The sequence below is a fragment of the Streptomyces sp. WMMB 714 genome (genome assembly GCF_900090125.1).
Lineage (GTDB): Bacteria > Actinomycetota > Actinomycetes > Streptomycetales > Streptomycetaceae > Streptomyces > Streptomyces daqingensis.
Genome location: NZ_FMHJ01000012.1, coordinates 1 through 17,612, shown reverse-complemented (window position 1 = coordinate 17,612; position 17,612 = coordinate 1). Strand labels below are relative to the sequence as shown.

Genomic DNA, 17,612 nt, shown 5'->3' with positions numbered 1-17,612 from the left:
ATGAAGATCTCCACGGGAGAGATCACCACCCACGTGCAGAGACTGCCCGCCGCCGGCCGCGACGAGGCCCTCGGCGAGCCGCCGGTCGTGGTCTTCGTGCACGGCCTGCTCACGGACAGCCTGGCCAGCTACTACTTCACGCTCGGCCCGGCCTTCGCCGCCGAGGGCATCGACGTGATCATGTACGACCTGCGCGGCCACGGACGGAGCGACCGGCCCGAGACCGGCTACCAGCTCGAACGCTTCGTCGGCGACCTCGCCGGGCTGCTAGACGCGCTCGGCGAGCACCGCCGCGTCCACGTCGTCGGCAACTCCTTCGGCGGCACGATCGCCGCCGCTGCCGCCGCCTGGCACCCCGACCGCGTCGCCACCGTCAGCATGATCGAGTCCGAGCCGCCCGTCGTGGAGTGGACACGGCACATGGCCGAGGGGCTCGCCGACGCCAAGGACCGGCTGAAGCACGAAGAGGTGATCGGCTGGATCAAGGACAACCACGGGGCGCACACCGCCCGCCTCTCGCGCGGTGCGAGCCGCATCCTGCAGACGACCACCCTGGCCGAGGACGTCCCCAGCGGACGCGTCATATCCGACGACCTCTCCGCGATCGGCTGCCCGCTGCTGGCGATATTCGGCGACGAGTCGGGGCTGTCGGCCCAAGTGCCCTCCCTGGAGGCCAAACTCGACCGCTGCCGCACCGTGGTGCTGCCCGACCAGGGCCACTCCGTCCTCGTGGAGCGCACCGAGGACACCCGCGACATCCTCCTGGCGTGGGTACGGGAGCACGAACTGACCGAGGCAGTACGGTGACTCGCTTCCTCCTCGTCGTCCCCCCGCTCGTCGGGCACATCAACCCGCTGCTCGGCGTCGCGGACGAACTGGCCCGCCGCGGGCACCGCGTGGCGTGGACGGGCTACCCCGAGCAGATCCACCGCCTCGCCGGGGCGGACGCCGTCGTCTTCGAGTCGCGGATGCCGGACGTCGGACTGCAGCGGCCCGCCAAGCTCACCGGGCCGTCCGCGTTCCGCTTCCTGTGGGAGGAGTTCTTCGCCCCGCTGGCCGAACTGATGGCCCCCGGCGTCGAATCGGCGATCGAGGCATTCGGCCCGGACGTGATCGTCCACGACCAGCACGCCGTCGCGGGCGCCCTCGTCGCCGAGCGCCGCGGCATCCCCTATGTGACGTCGGTGAGCACCTCGGCCGAACTGACCGACCCGCTCTCCTCGATGCCCAAGGTCGACGCCTGGCTGAAGGGCATCTTCGCCTCCCTGCGCGAGAGCTTCGGCGACCCGGAGCACACGACCGACCCCCGCTACTCGCCGCACGGAGTCGTCGCCTTCACAGGGCGCGCGCTGCTGGGCGACGCGCCGCTGCCCAGCGACCGTATCGAGCTGGTCGGGCCCGCGATCGCCCCGCGCGCCGCGCAGAGCGACTTCCCGTACGCGGAGCTGGACCCGCGCCGCCGCAAGGTCCTCGTGACGCTCGGCACCGCCAACGTGGACGCCGGGACGCGGTTCCTCACGGAGGCCGTCGGCGCGCTGCACGCGCTGCGCGAGCGGGTGCAGGGCATCGTCGTCGACCCCGGAGGCGTCCTCGGCGGGATGCCCGGCGGAGTTCCGGAGAGCGTCCTCGTGCGCGAGTACGTGCCCCAACTCGACCTGCTCCCGCATCTCGACGCCGTCGTCTGCCACGCCGGCCACAACACCGTCTGCGAATCCCTGTGGCACGGGGTCCCGCTCGTCGTGGCCCCCATCCGCGACGACCAGCCGATCGTCGCCGGGCAGGTGGTGGACGCGGGCGCCGGCGTGCGGGTCCGCTTCAACAGGGTGGACGCACCACGGCTGGCGGCGGCCGTCGAGTCCGTCCTCGACACCGAGGGAGGACACCGGGCGGCAGCCGAGGCGATCGGGCGCTCCTTCCGCGACGCCGGCGGGGTGCTCGCCGCCGCCGACCATCTCGACCGCATCGCAGCCCGTCCGGCGGACGCCCAGGCAGCACGCTGAACCCGTCCGAATGCGACCTGAGGACTCCCACATGACGACGGCTCCGAGAAGTCCCGAACCCTTCGGGCTCTTCCAGGGCTCCCAGCCCCCTCCCGCACCCCCGCAGCCGACCGTGCCCGGAACCGGCGGGCACCCGAGGGCCAGCATCCTCCGCATCGACCACCGCAAGCGTGCGCCCCTGCGGGTGCTGATGGGATACGCGCGCCCCCACCGCCTGGTGCTGTTCGCGACGCTGCTTCTCGTGCTCGCCGCGAGCGGGGCGGGACTGGCGCAGCCGCTGGTGGCGCAGCAGGTGCTGAACTCCCTCGCCGACGACGGCGACGTGGTCGGGCCCGTGATCGTGCTGGGCGGTCTCGTCGTGGCGGGCGCCGGCCTCACCGGCCTGCAGTCCTGGTGGCAGCAGCGCACTTCGGAGCGCGTCGTCCGCCGGGTGCGCCAGGACCTCGTCTTCCGCCTGATCCGGCTGCGCATCCCGGAGCTGGACCGCCGTCCGCCGGGCGACCTGATCGCCCGCGTCACCTCGGACAGCACGCTGCTGCAGAACGCGGCGACCGAGGGCCTGGTGATGATCGCCAACGGCGTGCTCAGCATCCTCGGCGCGGCCGTGCTGATGGGAGTCGTGCATCTGGGGCTGCTGGGCGTCACGATCGGCGTGCTGCTGACGGTGGGTCTGGTGATGGGCGGCATCCTGCCCCGCATCCGCAAGGCCGTCTCCCGTGCGCAGGAGTCGATCGGCGCCGTCGGCGCAGCGCTGGACCGTACGCTCGGCGCCGCGCGTACCGTCAAGGCCAACGGTGCCGAGGACCGTGAGACGGAGGTCGCCGAACGGGCGATCGACGGCGCGTACCAGGCGGGCCTCGTGGGCGCCCGTTACGTCGCCGTCGTCAAGATCCTCTCCGGCGTCTCCATCCAGGCGGCCTTCCTCGCCGTCCTCGGAGTGGGCGGCGCACTCGTGGCCTCCGGCGATCTCGAGACGCCCGAACTGATCGCGTTCCTCCTCTACGTCTTCTACCTGGCCAGCCCGATCGGCTCCCTCGTCGCGGGGCTCGGCATGCTCCAGCAGGGCCTCGGCGCGGTGGGCCGCATCGAGCAGATCAAGCGCATGGCCGTCGAGGCGGACGTCGACGAGGAGCCGATCCTCCCCGCGCTTCCCGCGGCCGGTGCGAACGCGAACGGCAACGGCAACGGGACGGCGACCGGGCCGCTGCCCGCGTACGGCAAGTCCTACGTCCCGCCGAACGCGCAGACGAACGGTCAGGGCTTCAAGGCCCCCGGCCAGGCCGTCCCCGCGGCCGGCCGGGACACCGACATCGACGGACCGTCCACGCTGAAGCTGAAGATCCCCGGCCCGCCCACCATCCAGTTCCAGGACGTGCGGTTCTCCTACCCGGGGCGCGGCACCGCGCTGAAGGGCATCGACATCACCATCCCCGGCGGGACGCAGACCGCCCTGGTGGGCCTGTCCGGCGCGGGCAAGACGACCATGTTCGCGCTGCTCCAGCGCTTCTACGACCCGACGGCCGGGCGGATCGTCATCGACGGCGTCGACATCGAGACCATGCGCCGTGCCGAGGTGCGCAGGCGCATCGCGTACGTCGAGCAGGACTCGCCGGTGATGGCCGGCAGCCTGGAGGACAACCTGAAGTACTCGGCGACGAACGCCTCGGAGGAGGACATCGCCGAAGCTCTGCGCGTGACGCGCCTCGACACGCTGATCACGCGGCTCCCCGACGGTCTGCGCACCGAGGTGGGCAACCGCGGCGTCTCGCTGTCCGGCGGTGAGCGCCAGCGCCTCGCGATCGCCCGCGCGCTGCTGCGCAAGCCCGAGGTGCTGCTGCTCGACGAGGCGACGGCCCAGCTCGACGCCCGCAACGAGCAGGCACTTCGGGAAGCCGTCGACCAGGCGGCCCGCAAGTGCACGGTGATCGCCATCGCCCACCGGCTCTCGACGGTCACGCACGCGGACCAGATCGTCGTCATGGAGCACGGTGAGATCCGCGCGTTCGGCAGCCACAAGGAGCTGGTCAAGTCCGATCCCCTCTACCGGGAACTCGCCGCCTCCCAGATGCTCGTGGGCGAGGACGACGATTCGTCGGACAAGCTTGCGAAGGCCGGCCGCTGAGCGGCAGGTTCTGTCCCGGCGTGTGAAGACGCGAAGGGCGCCCGTCACGAGGACGGGCGCCCTTGCTGTCCGCCGGGGACCGGCGGGCTCGGATCTGTCAGCCCATCAGGGGGTTGAGGGCGGCGAGGTAGCCGTCCCTGTGGCCCTCGACGTTCGGGTGGTAGGACTCGTTGAGCTTTTCCCACTCGAGGCTGGTGACCCATTCCGAGTTGCCGGAGCAGATCGTGTGCGGGTCGAACACGGGACGCGCGTCGAGGAAAGTGAAGCCTGCTTCCTTCGAACGCGCGGACATGATCTCGGCAAGAGTGTCGGCCGCGGAGTTCAGAGCGGTGCGCTCCTTGTCGCTGAGGCCGAGAATGCCGCAGTCACCTCCAATTGTGTAGAGCCGGGGATATCCGACGACGATGACTTTCGCGGACGGCGCGGCAGCGCGAACGGCCGCGTACGTCTTCGAAAGCTGCGGGGACAGCTGGTTGGTCGCAGCTGCCTTTGCCGCTTCGACACCTGCCAGGCAGTCGGCGTCGTCCGCGGTGAGAATGCAGTTCTTCAGAACGTCGACGAAACCGACGTCGTTGCCGCCGATCTGAAGAGTCACCAGGGACGTGTCCGCGGTCAGCTGACCGACCTGCGTGTTCATCACGTCTGCCGTGGTCGCGCCGGAGCACGCCGCTTCCACGAAACCGACGTTCGGGTGCGCGGCGGCCCACAGCCTGGTGTAGGAAGTGGGGCCGCGCCGGCAGGCGTCGTCCGGGTTGTCGTAGGTATTGGTGCCTACCGCGACGGTGTACGAATCTCCCAGAGCGACATATTTACCCTCGGCCGCATGTGACCCTGGTGCTACGAAGGCCACGGCCACGAACGCCAGCACGGCGGCGAACAGCAGCTTTAATGTGCGCATGAAGTTGTCTTCTCCGAAGGTGTGGGGGATGTGAACATCTAAGAATTAGCAGGTGAAGGGCCAGATGAGTACATGTCAACTAGCAGTTTTTTGGTCACAGTTCGATAAACGCGAGCTGCGGAAATCATGATCACGGTGCCGCGCCGTAGCAATTCCCGCCACTTTCGGATCGCTTCTCCGGTGACATTTCCTCAGGTCTTTCCGTCAAAATTGCGGCTGTTATCGGCCGCTGGATGTATGCGCTTCCGCAAGTGCGGGGCGTCCCCTTCGCGAAGCCGGGGGCGGGCACCGCGGCTGCCTGCCGCGTCCCGTCCGGCGAGGCCCTCCCGGCGTCTGCCGCCGCGCCGCCGCACGACTTCTGACGGTGGGTCGGTTAGCGAACGCAACTCCCGTGACGGTCGCCGCACGGCCACGTACCCCGCCGCCGCCATCACGTTCGCGCCAAGCACCGGGCCGACGGGCGCGCGCGGGCGGGGAGTCCGCCGGCGTCGAGGGCGGCCGACGCGCGTTCGGCGGGTGGCCGGCCTGGGTGGCCTGACAGGGCGGCGGCGGGGCTCCGGGCCCCTGACGTGCGGGGTTTTGTCGCTCGTTCGGTGGGCCCGCGAGGAGACGGAACGGTTCAGCGGCCGGACGTTGCATACCGTCCGGGCATGCACGCCACGAGCAACCCTGTTCCCGCCCCCGCCCCCGCCTCCGCTCCAGCCGCGGAGCACTCGTCGCAGCCTCAGGACGAGGGCGCGGCGCGTCCGTCTCCGGCGACCGTCACCCGGCTGAAGCTGTCAGCCTTCCGCGCGCTGCGGGAGCGCACCGTCCCCCTCGCGCCCGTGACGCTGCTGACGGGCGCGAGCGGCAGCGGCAAGTCCAGCGTCCTGGAGGCATACGAGGCTCTGGCGCGGCTCGGCGGCGGGGAGGCGCTCGGTGAGGTCTTCGGGCGGGGCGCCGGGGGAGCGGCATCGTACGTGCCGTACACGGCGCGGCCGGACGCGCAGGGGCGCCGCGGCTTCCGGTTCGGCTGCACCGTCGACGGGCCCGCCGGCCCGGTCCGTCTCGACCTGGCGGTGCAGGCCGAACCGTCGCTGCGCATCGCCGGCGAGCGGCTGACCGCGGCGGACGGACGCACCCTGCTGTCCACGGCGCTCCGCGATCCGTCGCGCTCCGCGGTGCAGGCCGAGTGGCACAGCGCGGGGCCGGGCCGCGTCACCCGCGCGCGCCTGCCCGCAGACCGGCTCGCGACCGCCCTGCTGCCGCTGCGCGTCGCGGGCGGCAGCAAGGAGGAGCAGCGCGTGCTGGCCGCCGCGGAGCAGGTCGTCGTGGCGCTCCGCGCCGCTTTCGCCTGCGATCCCCGCCCGGAGAACATGCGCGATCCCGTCTCGGCGGCCGACAGGCTGCTGCGGGGCGGCTGCGACAACCTGGCCGCGGTGCTGCGCCGCACGCGCCTGGAGTGCGCCACCCGGTACGGCCTGCTCGTCGCGGCTGTGCGGGCCGGCTGTGCGGGTCCCGTCGCCGATCTGGCCTCGGACGTCGTGGACGGCGGACGGGACAGGGGCATGCTGCGCGCCCTGCTGGTGCGCAGTCCCGACGGGCCGCGGACGCCGCTGGAGTGGCTGGGCGACGGGGAGTTGCGCTACACGGCGCTGGCTCTGGTGCTTCTGACCGGTCCCGGCGTGCTCTCCATGGACCCGGCGCAGGAGGTGCTGCCAGCACGGCAGGCGCTGACCGTCCTGGCGGACGGCCTGGACCGCGGACTCGACGTCCGCCAGACACGCGAACTGCTGTCGCTGGCTGTGCGGATGGGCGAGCGGGGGCATGTGCGGCTGCTGGGCGCGGTGGGCGATGCGGGAGCGGCGGTACGGGAGGCGGCGTCCGGCGTCCGCCTGGTAGACCTGGGGACGTGAGCGAACCCTCCCTCCCGCCTTCCAGTCGGCCCGCCCCGGCCACCCCGGCCGCCCCGACATCCACGGCCGCCCCGGCATCCACGGCCGCCCCGGCATCCCCGGCATCCCCGGCCTCCACGCCCTCTTCGGCTTCGTGCACGGGCGAGCTGACGGTCGCCCGACTGCAGCGGAGGCTGGCCGAGTTCGCCTCGGCGCGCGACTGGGGGCAGTACCACACGCCGAAGAACCTCGCCGCCGCGCTGAGCGTGGAGGCGGCCGAACTCGTCGAGATCTTCCAGTGGTTGACGCCCGAGGAATCGGCCCGCGTGATGTCCCGTCCGGACATGGCCCACAGGGTCGAGGACGAGGTGGCGGACGTGTTCGCGTATCTCCTGCAGTTCTGCGAGGTGTTGGGCGTCGACGCGCTGCAAGCGCTGTCTTCGAAGGTCGATCGGAACGAGAAGCGTTTCCCGACCACCGGAACCGGTCACTCTATGGAGTGAGGACCGTGTCCATGCAGGGCGAAATGTCCAAAGTTTCCACAAACTCCCTGGTTCATCAGCCCCTTGATGGTCACTCTGCGTAGCGAGAACCGTGAAGGGAGGTGGTGACATTGGATGCCGTGCATCTCATCAAGGCCACCCGGCATGCGCTTGTGGAGTGTTCGTCGGTGCGGGAGATCCTCGCCGAGGCGTGGCAGGCGCAGGCGCTTGTCGAGGCAGTGGGGCGCCATCTGGCCGAGAGCGGCCCGCAGTTGGTGCGTCCCGAGGCGATGGCCCTGAGCGAGGTGGGCGGCCGCGCCTGCCGTTCGCCGGAGCACCTCGGGCCGTCCCCGGGCGCCGCCCGCGCCGCCAGGCTGACCGATGTCCAGGACCCGAGGTGTGCCCTGGTCGATCTCGCCGGACTGCTCGTCGAGGCCGGTGTGGCGCTCGTCCTCGTGGCCGTCACCGCGGACCAGCAGGGGCTGTACTGGCACGTCCTCGAAGCGATCGACGCGATGGACGAGTCGGAGGACAGGGTGACCGCCATGCTCCGCCGCCTCGCGGTGCACGAGCACGGCGGCGCGGCGTAACGCGGCAGGACGCCGCAGCACGCGGCGTAACGCGTGCTGGATGTGCGTGCTGGAGCCGGCTGCCGGACGTTGGCTGCCGGGCGTGCGTGCCGGACGAGGGTGGACGAGGGTCCCTGCCGCCCCCCACGTCAGAAGCGTGAAGCCGGGCAGGGAGGCAAGATATGGACCATGAAGCTGCGCATCTTCACAGAGCCCCAGCAGGGGGCGAGCTACGACACGCTGCTCCAGGTGGCGAGGGCCGCCGAGGAGCTGGACTTCGACGCCTTCTACCGCTCCGACCACTATCTGGCCATGGGCGGGACGGACGGGCTGCCCGGTCCCACGGATGCCTGGATCACCCTTGCCGGGCTGGCCCGTGAGACGAGCACCATCCGGCTCGGCACCCTCATGACGGCCGCCACGTTCCGGCTGCCCGGCCCCCTCGCCGTCCAGGTCGCCCAGGTCGACGCGATGTCCGGCGGCAGGGTGGAACTCGGCCTCGGAGCGGGCTGGTTCGAGGAGGAGCACACCGCGTACGGCATCCCCTTCCCGAAGGAGAAGTTCGGGCGGCTCCAGGAGCAGCTGGAGATCGTCACCGGGCTGTGGTCCACCCCGGTCGGCGAGAAGTTCGCGTACGACGGCACCTACTACCGGCTGGCCGACTCGCCGGCCCTCCCCAAGCCCGTCCAGCGGAAGGTGCCGATCCTCGTCGGCGGCATGGGCAAGGTCCGCACGCCCGCCCTGGCCGCGCGCTTCGCCGACGAGTTCAATATCCCCTTCGCGTCCGTCTCCGACAGCCGGACGCAGTTCGGCAGGGTGCGCGCGGCGGCGGAGGAGCGCGGCCGCAGCCCGGAGGACATCGTCCTGTCGAACGCGCTGGTCGCCTGCGTGGGGAAGGACGACGCCGAGGTGGCCCGCCGCGCTGCGGCCATCGGGAGGGACGTCGCGGAGCTGAAGGAGCACGGCCTGGCGGGTTCCCCCGCCGAAGTCGTCGACAAGATCGGGCAGTACGAGCAGGCCGGGGCCTCCCGGATCTACCTGCAGATCCTCGACCTGCACGACCTCGACCACCTTCAGCTGATCTCCGAACAGGTGCGGACCCAGGTGGCGTGAGGTGAGCCGCCCCGCACTCCCGCTGGGCGACGCACTGGCCCGCGGCCCGCTCGTACTCGACGGCGGGCTCTCCAACCAGCTGGAGGCCCAAGGCTGCGACCTGCGCGACGAGTTGTGGTCGGCGCGGCTGCTCGCCGACGATCCCCGGCAGATCCGGGAGGCGCACGCGGCCTACGTACGGGCCGGAGCGCGGGTGCTGATCACGGGCAGCTACCAGGCGTCCTTCGAGGGCTTCGCCCGGGCGGGCGCCGGACAGCGCGAGGCGGAGGCCCTCTTCCGCCGCAGCGTGGAGCTCGCCCGGGCGGCCGCCGCGGACCGGCCCGTGTGGGTCGCCGCCTCCGTCGGCCCGTACGGCGCGGTCCTCGCCGACGGCGGCGAGTACCGCGGCCGCTACGGCCTGAGCGTCCGCGAGCTGACGGCGTTCCACCGGCCGCGGATCGCCGCTCTGGCGGCGGCCGAGCCGGACGTCCTGGCCCTGGAGACGGTGCCCGACGCGGACGAGGCGGAAGCCCTGCTGCGAGCGTCGCGGGAGTTCGGCCTCCCGGCGTGGCTGAGCTACACGGTCGACGGCCCGCGCACGCGGGCCGGGCAGCCGCTCGCCGAAGCCTTCGCGGTGGCGGCCGGCGAGCGGCACGTCGTGGCGGTGGGCGTCAACTGCTGCGCCGCCCGCGACGTGGGCGACGCGGTCGAGATCGCCGCGGAGACGACGGGCAAGCCGGTCGTCGCCTACCCCAACAGCGGAGAGAGCTGGAACCCGGCCACCCACGCCTTCTCAGGCCCGGCCAGCTACTCGGCCGCGCCCCAGCCCACCGGCACGCCCCCGCCCACCGGCACGGCTCCGGCGCGAGCGCCCGCCCCCGACGGGCCGCCGCCGCGGCCGGAGGCGTGGGCCGCGGGCTGGGTCGCCCGTGGGGCGCGGCTGGTCGGGGGCTGCTGCCGGGTGGGGCCGGACGTCATCGCTCGGCTGGCGCGGGCCCCGGCACTCGGCGGCGCCCCAGCCCTGTGATCGGACGGTCCCGTGATCAGCCAGCACAGCCGCATGGCCAGACGCCGAGCCCCCCGTGGCCGGAGCTCGCAGCCCGGTGGCCAGCCGCCGCGACCCTGTGATCACCGGCGTCGTGGCCCCGCGGTCAGCGCCGATACCTTGAGGATCTTCGACAATCACGGCGCACTCCGCCGCCGCCTCGGTAAGGATGGAGGCATGGGATTCCATGTCGACTCAGAGGCCGGGCGGCTGCGCCGCGTCATCCTGCACCGCCCCGACCTGGAGCTGAAGCGGCTCACGCCCACGAACAAGGACGAGCTCCTCTTCGACGACGTGCTGTGGGTGCGCCGTGCGCGCCAGGAGCACGACGCTCTCGCGGACGCGCTGCGCGACCGCGGTATCGCCGTCCACCTCTTCGGTGACCTGCTGACGGAGACGCTGGAGATCCCCGAGGCCCGCACCCTCGTACTGGACCGGGTCTTCCACGAGAACGAGTACGGGCCGCTGGCGACCGCGCACCTGCGCGCCGCCTTCGACCGGCTCCCCGCGCGGGAACTGGCCGAGGCGCTGGTGGGGGGCATGACGAAGCGGGAGTTCCTGGAGGCGAACCCGGAGCCCGCCTCGGTGCGCTTCCACGTGCTCGACCTCGACGGCTTCCTGCTCGCCCCGCTGCCCAACCACCTGTTCACCCGCGACACCTCCGCGTGGGTCTACGACGGCGTCTCCATCAACGCCATGCGCTGGCCGGCCCGTCAGCGCGAGACCGTCCACTTCGAGGCGATCTACCGGCACCATCCGCTCTTCACCAGCCCGGAGAACACCGGCTTCCACGTCTGGTCCGAGGGGCAGGGCGCCTACCCCTCGACCATCGAGGGCGGGGACGTCCTCGTCATCGGCTCGGGCGCGGTGCTGATCGGCATGAGCGAGCGGACCACGCCGCAGGCGGTGGAGATGCTCGCCCGCGGCCTGTTCGCCGCCGGTTCCGCCACCACGATCGTGGCGCTCGACATGCCCAAGCGCCGTGCCTTCATGCACCTCGACACCGTGATGACCATGGTCGACGGCGACACCTTCACCCAGTACGAGGGGCTGGGCATGCTGCGCTCGTACACCATCGAACCGGGCGGCAGCGCGAACGAGCTGAAGGTCACCGACCACCCGCCGGAGCACATGCACCGCGCCATCGCGGCGGCTCTCGGCCTGGACCACATCCGCGTCCTCACGCCCACGCAGGACGTGCACTCGGCGGAGCGCGAGCAGTGGGACGACGGATGCAACGTGCTCGCCGTCGAACCGGGCGTCGTGCTGGCCTACGAGCGCAACGTCACCACCAACACCCACCTGCGGAAGCTGGGGATCGAGGTGCTGGAGATCCCGGGTAGCGAGCTGGGCCGGGGACGGGGCGGTCCGCGATGCATGAGCTGCCCCGTGGAGAGGGACCCGGTCTGAGCCGGACCCGGCCTGAGCGGGGAACGGCCTGAGGGGGCTCCGGCCTGAGCGGAACCGTCCGGGCCGGACACGTCCGGGCGGGAACCGGCGGTACTTGCCCGGGTCGGGGGCTTCCCGCGCGGTCCGTGGCAGGACGGCGCCTGTATAAGGATTCATAGGGCGGTATAGAATTCCAGGGTTGTCGAACGAGCCTGCGACCTAGGAGCCCTCATGGCGACAGACCTCACGGGCCGCCATTTCCTCAAGGAGCTGGACTTCCGCCCCGAGGAGTTCCGCTTTCTGATCGACCTCGCAGCAGAGCTGAAGGTGGCCAAGAAGGCGGGCGCCGAACAGCAGCGGCTGCGGGGCCGGACCATCGCGCTGGTCTTCGAGAAGACCTCGACCCGCACGCGCTGCGCGTTCGAGGTCGCCGCCGCCGACCAGGGCGCCGGGACCACGTACCTGGACCCGGCGGGATCGCAGCTGGGGCACAAGGAGTCCGCACGCGACACCGCCCGTGTCCTCGGCCGGATGTACGACGGGATCGAGTACCGCGGCAGCGGCCAGGCCGTCGTGGAGGAACTGGCCGCCTACGCCGGGGTACCCGTCTACAACGGGCTGACCGACGACTGGCACCCCACGCAGATGCTCGCCGACGTCCTCACCATGACCGAGCACTGTGCGAAACCCCTCGACGAGACGGCGTTCGCCTACCTCGGGGACGCCCGGAACAACATGGGCAACTCCTACCTCGTGACCGGGGCGCTGCTCGGCATGGACGTACGGATCGCCGCCCCGCGCGGGCTCTGGCCCGAGGAGGCGGTCGTCCGTGAGGCCCGCGCCCTCGCCGAGCGCACCGGGGCCCGCATCACGCTCACCGAGTCCGTGGAGGAGGGGGTGGGAGGCGCCGACTTCGTCGCCACCGACGTGTGGGTGTCGATGGGGGAGCCGAAAGAAGTCTGGGACGAGCGCATCGCGCTGCTGCGCCCGTACGCCGTCACGATGGACGTGCTGCGCGCCACCGGCAACGCCGACGTGAAGTTCCTGCACTGCCTGCCCGCGTTCCACGACCTCGGGACGTCCGTGGGGCGGGAGATCCACGCCCGGCACGGCTTGGACTCCCTGGAGGTCACGGACGAGGTCTTCGAGTCCGCCCACTCGGTCGTCTTCGACCAGGCGGAGAACCGTATGCACACGATCAAGGCCGTCCTGGTCGGGACGCTGGCAGCCGCCGGCAGCTGACACGCGCCGGCCCCGGGCGGGCTTGCCCGCTCTCAGCCGTGCAGCGCGAGATAGGGCGCAAGAGCCAGAAGCGTTGCCGCCAGCGCGTACTTGAGCTTCCGTACGGGAACGACGCGGGCGATCTTCCAGCCGATCATGACGCCCGCGAGTTCGGGGAGGCCGACGAGCAGGGCGAGCGGCCAGTCGATGGAGCCGTGCACCGCGTACCCCACCGTCCCGGCCCCCGCGATGATCACCGACTGGGCCTGGGCGGCGGCCAGCGCGGGCAGCAGCGGCAGCCCGCAGAGCACCAGCAGCGGGACGCTCAGCATGGGGCCGCCCAGGCCGAACAGCCCCGCGGCCACGGACACCGTGAAGCCCACCGCCACCGCCGTCGCCGGCCGCAGGCGCACCGGCCGGTCCTCACTCTCGGGGACGGCCCGCCGCTCACGCACCCAGACCAGGAAGCCGGTCACGGCGACGGCCGCGGCCAGGAGGACCGCGAACCCCTGACCGCTCACGAGGGTGTTGAGGAAGACCCCCAGCGGAGCGCCGGCCACCGCGACCGCCGAGAGCACCAGCGCGATCCGTCTCGTCCCCGGCTCACGCAGCTGTCCGGAACGCGTGTAGGCGGCGGTGCCGAGCGCTCCGGTGGCGATGTGCGTGGCGATGGCGGTGCCCGCCACGCCGGCTGGCGGGAGTCCCGTCAGCAGGAACATGCCGATCGTGGGCAGCACGCCGCCCGGCCCGACCGCCGTGATCCCGATACCGCCCAGCAGCCCGAAGAGAGCCAGTAGCGCGAGTATCAGCGGGTCGCCCTCCATGGGACCGGTTCCTTTCCGGGTACGGGCGTCCGGCTGCGGACCGCCGGACGCGTCTCCTCCCCGCACGCTATCCGTACCCGCGCGCCGCTCAACCGTGGCGTCGTCTATCGCGCACCCGTGACGGCAGTCACGAAGCGGTGATACTTTCGCAGGGCCGGCGTCGGCGAGGGAGGGCCCTGTCCATGAGTGAGTCAGCGAGCGAGCCAGCGAGCCACACGTCGAAGGGCGAGGGAGCAGCCGCATGAGCCCCTACACGGGATCCGCCCGCCGCACCGACGACTGGCAGCACATCCAGGTGACCGAGGACGACGGAGTCGTCACCGTCACCCTCGCCCGCCCCGCCCGCCTCAACGCCCTCACGTTCGGGGCCTACGCGGACCTGCGCGACCTCCTCGCGGAACTCTCCCGCGAACGGCGCGCACGCGCGCTCGTGCTCGCGGGGGAGGGGCGGGGCTTCTGCTCCGGCGGCGACGTCGAGGAGATCATCGGTGCCACGCTCGACACCGACACCGCCGAACTCCTGGACTTCAACCGCATGACGGGCCAAGTCGTACGGGCACTGCGCGAAGCGCCGTTCCCCGTGGTGGCCGCCGTGCACGGGGTCGCCGCCGGCGCGGGCGCGGTGCTGTCCCTCGCCGCGGACTTCCGTGTCGCCGACCCGACGGCCCGGTTCTCCTTCCTCTTCACCAAGGTCGGCCTCTCCGGCGGCGACATGGGAGCCGCCTACCTGCTGCCGCGCGTCGTCGGCCTGGGACACGCCACCCGCATCCTGATGCTCGGCGAGCCCGTACGCGCTCCCGAAGCCGAACGCATCGGCCTCATCAGCGAGTTGACGGACGAGGGCGGGGCGCACGACGCCGCCTCACAGCTCGCGCGCCGCCTCGCCGACGGCCCGGCCCTCGCACTCGCCCAGACCAAGGCGCTGCTCACCGCGGAACTGGACCTGCCGCTGTCCGCCGCCGTCGAGATGGACGCCTCCACCCAGGCGCTCCTGATGCACTCCGAGGACTACGCCGAATTCCACGCCTCCTTCACGGAGAAGCGCCCACCGAAGTGGCAGGGGAAGTGAGTTGAGCGCGCCGGGGGACACCGGCAGGGGCATGCGCGTCGCCGTCGTCGGCGGCGGGCCGGGCGGACTCTACGCCGCGGCGCTCCTCAAGCGCCTCGACCCGTCCCGCACCGTCACCGTCTACGAACGCAACGCGCCCGACGACACGTTCGGCTTCGGCGTCGTCCTCTCCGACGAGACCCTCGGCGGGATCGAACACGCCGACCCCGCCGTATACGCCGCGCTGCAACGCGAGTTCGTCCGCTGGGACGACATCGACATCGTGCACCGGGGCACCACGCTCACCTCCGGCGGCCACGGCTTCGCCGCCCTGGGCAGGCGGCGCCTCCTCGCCGTACTGCACGACCGCTGCCGCGAGTTGGGCGTCGAACTGCGCTTCCGCACCGAGGCGCCGCCGGCCCGGCAACTGGCACTCACACACGACCTCGTCGTAGCGGCCGACGGCGTGCACAGCGCCACGCGTGAAGCCCACGCCGACGTCTTCCGCCCGCGGACCGAGACGCACCGCTGCCGCTACATCTGGCTCGCCGCCGACTTCGCCCTCGATGCCTTCCGGTTCGAGATCGCCGAGACCCCCCACGGAGTCCTGCAACTGCACGCCTACCCCTACGAGAGCGCCCGCGACGGGCATCCGGGCGCGTCCACCGTCATCGTCGAGACCCGCGAAGAGGTGTGGCGCGCGGCGGGCCTCGACCTGCTCGACGAGGAGGAGTCCGCCCGGCGGTGCGCCGGACTCTTCCCCGAGACCCTCGCCGGACGGCCGCTGCGCGGCAACAACTCGCAGTGGATCGCGTTCCGCACCGTCGTCAACGAGCACTGGTCCCACGGCAACACCGTGCTGCTCGGCGACGCCGCGCACACCGCGCACTTCTCGATCGGCTCCGGCACGAAACTCGCCGTCGAGGACGCCCTCGCGCTCGCCGCCTGCATCGAGGAGCAGCCCGGCCTGCCGGCCGCGCTCAAGGCATACGAAGCGGAGCGGCGCCCCGTCGTGACATCCACGCAGCGCGCCGCACGCGGAAGTCTCGAGTGGTTCGAGGACCTGGCCACGTATGTCACCCAGCCCTCCCACCAGTTCGCCTTCAACCTGCTCACCCGCAGCCGCCGGGTCACGCACGACAACCTGCGCCTGCGCGACGCCGGTTTCGTCAGAGCGGTCGAGGACGACGCCGGCGTGCCCGAGGACACGCCCCCGATGTTCACGCCCTTCCGGCTGCGCGGGCTGGAACTGCGGAACAGGGTCGTGGTCTCCGCGATGGACATGTACTCCGCGGCCCACGGGACCGGAACTCCCGGCGATTTCCACCTCGTTCACCTCGGCGCGCGGGCGTTGGGCGGCGCGGGACTCGTCATGACGGAGATGGTCTGCGTCTCCCCCCGCGGCCGCATCACACCCCGGTGCACGGGACTGTGGTCGCAGGAACAGGAACAGTCCTGGCGCCGCATCACCGACTTTGTGCACGCGCAGGCACCCGGCACCGCGATCGGCGTCCAGCTGGGCCACTCCGGCCGCAAAGGCTCGACCCGCGTGATGTGGGAGGGCATCGACCAGCCGCTTCCGCAGGGCAACTGGCCCCTCGTGGCGCCCTCCCCGCTCCCGTACCGCGAAGGCGTCAACCAGGTGCCGCACGAGCTGACCGTGAGCCAACTGGACGACATACGCCTGCAGTTCGCGGAAGCAGCCCGCCGTGCCGACCGCGCCGGATTCGACCTCCTCGAACTGCACTGCGCGCACGGCTACCTGCTCTCCAGCTTCCTCTCGCCCCTGACCAACCGGCGCACCGACGCCTACGGAGGCGGCATCGCCGCACGCCTCCGCTTCCCCCTGGAAGTCTTCGCCACCGTGCGCGAGATCTGGCCGCGGGACAAGCCGATGACCGTCCGGGTATCCGCGACCGACTGGGCCGAAGGCGGCATCACCCCCGACGACGCCCTCGCCATGGCCGAAGCCTTCGCCCAGCACGGCGCGGACGCCGTCGACGTCTCCACCGGCCAGGTCGTCCCGGACGAACAGCCCGACTACGGACGCTCGTACCAGACCCCGTACGCCGACCGCATACGCAACACCGTCGGCGTCCCGGTCATCGCGGTCGGCTCCATCTCCTCCTGGGACGACGTCAACTCCCTGCTGCTCGCCGGCCGCGCCGACCTCTGCGCGCTGGGCAGGCCCCACCTCTACGACCCCAACTGGACTCTGCACGCCGCGGCCGAACAGGGCTACGAGGGGCCCGGCGCGCCCTGGCCCCAGCCCTACCGCGCAGGCAGCCGCCGCCCGCCGACCGGCCGCACGGACGCACCGAAGCCGCGCCTCGCCCTATAGGGGCCCGGCAGCCTGCGCCAGCGGGTGTCAGCGGGTGTCAGCGGGCGGGCGGCGGCCCCTCGCCGCGTCCTGAGCGGCCCCTCAGCAGGCCTCGAGTCAGCAGACCTCGACGGTGACGGAAGGAGCCACCGGAGCCACCAGGTCCACCGGAGCCATCAGGTCCACCGGAGCGATCAGAGCCCCGTCCGTCCGCCCATCGACCGGTTCCTTGTCGCGCGGTTCCTTGTCGCGGGGTTCCTTGTCGGGCGGTCCCTCTTCGGTCGCTCCTGTCTCGGCTGGTCCTGTCTCGGCCGGTCCTGTCTAGGTCGGCCCTGTCCGGTTCGTCGAAGCGAGGGTCCCCGGACTCGCCGAAGGGACGATCGTCGGGTTCGTCGAACCAGCGGTCGTCCGGCTCGCGACGGTTCCCGGCGATCGCAGCGATCGGCGGGATGACCATGGCCACCACGCACATTCCGATTGCCGCGGGGACGGACAGCAGCCGCACGAAGGTCCAAGCGCTGATGAAGAGCACCAGGCACGTGGTCATCAGCACGAAATAGCGCCTGCGCCGTCGCGCGTACATACCTCCAGCGTATTACTCGGATCGCGCCGGCGAGGCTGGCAGCTTGCCCGGTCGGTGCCTGGCGGTGCCTGGTCGGTGCGGGTCGGGGTCGGGCGTGGCTGGGTGTGGGTGGCTGGCGGGGTGTGTGTGGCTGGCGGGGGGGGGG

The 17,612-nt window shown here is 71.8% G+C and carries 15 protein-coding genes; 12 read left to right on the top strand and 3 right to left on the bottom strand.

All coding sequences use genetic code 11. The features are described 5' to 3' along the window. Genes H181DRAFT_RS20990 through H181DRAFT_RS30025 form a run of 3 tightly spaced genes read left to right on the top strand, consistent with a single transcriptional unit; the run spans position 1 to position 4,122 of the window. Positions 1-807, top strand: coding sequence for an alpha/beta fold hydrolase (locus H181DRAFT_RS20990; RefSeq protein ID WP_045866130.1), 807 nt, complete (start codon positions 1-3; stop codon positions 805-807). Further along, complete coding sequence (locus tag H181DRAFT_RS20985) at positions 804-2,000, top strand: glycosyltransferase (protein WP_045866129.1); 1,197 nt, start codon at positions 804-806, stop codon at positions 1,998-2,000. Before H181DRAFT_RS20990 ends, H181DRAFT_RS20985 begins: the two co-directional genes overlap by 4 nt. A gap of 31 nt (positions 2,001-2,031) precedes the next feature. Further along, entirely contained in the window at positions 2,032-4,122 is a 2,091-nt protein-coding gene (locus H181DRAFT_RS30025) for an ABC transporter ATP-binding protein (protein ID WP_254666929.1), read from the top strand. Positions 4,123-4,219: 97 nt separating this feature from the next. Here the strand turns inward: H181DRAFT_RS30025 and H181DRAFT_RS20970 are convergent, their stop codons facing one another. Continuing rightward, positions 4,220-5,020, bottom strand: coding sequence for an SGNH/GDSL hydrolase family protein (locus H181DRAFT_RS20970; protein ID WP_052708674.1), 801 nt, complete (start codon positions 5,018-5,020; stop codon positions 4,220-4,222). A 650-nt stretch (positions 5,021-5,670) separates the two neighbouring features. On the opposite strand from H181DRAFT_RS20970, the gene H181DRAFT_RS20965 reads away from it, so the two are divergent. The 7 genes from H181DRAFT_RS20965 to argF all read left to right on the top strand — a co-directional run bounded on the left by H181DRAFT_RS20965 (position 5,671) and on the right by argF (position 12,713). After that, positions 5,671-6,915 carry an AAA family ATPase gene (locus tag H181DRAFT_RS20965; protein ID WP_045866128.1) on the top strand — a complete coding sequence of 415 codons (1,245 nt, stop codon included), beginning with the start codon at positions 5,671-5,673 and terminating at the stop codon, positions 6,913-6,915. Positions 6,916-7,061: 146 nt separating this feature from the next. Then, on the top strand, positions 7,062-7,397 hold the full coding sequence (locus H181DRAFT_RS20955; RefSeq protein ID WP_045866260.1) for a nucleotide pyrophosphohydrolase: 336 nt from the start codon (positions 7,062-7,064) through the stop codon (positions 7,395-7,397). Positions 7,398-7,516: 119 nt separating this feature from the next. After that, the gene (locus tag H181DRAFT_RS20950) at positions 7,517-7,966 is read left to right on the top strand and encodes a DUF6099 family protein (RefSeq protein WP_368073281.1); all 450 of its coding nucleotides are present in this window, start codon (positions 7,517-7,519) and stop codon (positions 7,964-7,966) included. 168 nt (positions 7,967-8,134) lie between these two features. Beyond that, positions 8,135-9,058 carry an LLM class F420-dependent oxidoreductase gene (locus H181DRAFT_RS20945; RefSeq protein ID WP_045866127.1) on the top strand — a complete coding sequence of 308 codons (924 nt, stop codon included), beginning with the start codon at positions 8,135-8,137 and terminating at the stop codon, positions 9,056-9,058. Between the two features lies 1 nt (position 9,059). Continuing rightward, a complete protein-coding gene (gene mmuM, locus H181DRAFT_RS20940; protein ID WP_045866126.1) occupies positions 9,060-10,064 on the top strand; it encodes a homocysteine S-methyltransferase in 1,005 nt (334 codons plus the stop codon). 195 nt (positions 10,065-10,259) lie between these two features. Then, positions 10,260-11,492: an arginine deiminase gene (locus H181DRAFT_RS20935; RefSeq protein ID WP_045866125.1), complete on the top strand. Its 1,233-nt coding sequence runs from the start codon at positions 10,260-10,262 to the stop codon at positions 11,490-11,492. 210 nt (positions 11,493-11,702) lie between these two features. Beyond that, positions 11,703-12,713, top strand: a complete 1,011-nt coding sequence (argF, locus tag H181DRAFT_RS20930; protein ID WP_045866124.1) for an ornithine carbamoyltransferase — start codon at positions 11,703-11,705, stop codon at positions 12,711-12,713. 32 nt (positions 12,714-12,745) lie between these two features. Here argF and H181DRAFT_RS20925 read toward each other — a convergent pair whose 3' ends face one another. Beyond that, complete coding sequence (locus tag H181DRAFT_RS20925) at positions 12,746-13,516, bottom strand: sulfite exporter TauE/SafE family protein (RefSeq protein ID WP_045866123.1); 771 nt, start codon at positions 13,514-13,516, stop codon at positions 12,746-12,748. Positions 13,517-13,757: 241 nt separating this feature from the next. Here H181DRAFT_RS20925 and H181DRAFT_RS20920 point away from each other — a divergent pair, with 241 nt between their 5' ends. Continuing rightward, entirely contained in the window at positions 13,758-14,585 is an 828-nt protein-coding gene (locus H181DRAFT_RS20920; protein WP_045866122.1) for an enoyl-CoA hydratase family protein, read from the top strand. 31 nt (positions 14,586-14,616) lie between these two features. Continuing rightward, complete coding sequence (locus H181DRAFT_RS20915; RefSeq protein ID WP_045866258.1) at positions 14,617-16,905, top strand: bifunctional salicylyl-CoA 5-hydroxylase/oxidoreductase; 2,289 nt, start codon at positions 14,617-14,619, stop codon at positions 16,903-16,905. Between the two features lie 37 nt (positions 16,906-16,942). On the opposite strand, the gene H181DRAFT_RS30250 is transcribed toward H181DRAFT_RS20915, so the two are convergent. Beyond that, positions 16,943-17,467 carry a DUF3099 domain-containing protein gene (locus H181DRAFT_RS30250; RefSeq protein WP_368073280.1) on the bottom strand — a complete coding sequence of 175 codons (525 nt, stop codon included), beginning with the start codon at positions 17,465-17,467 and terminating at the stop codon, positions 16,943-16,945. Positions 17,468-17,612: the final 145 nt, after the last annotated feature.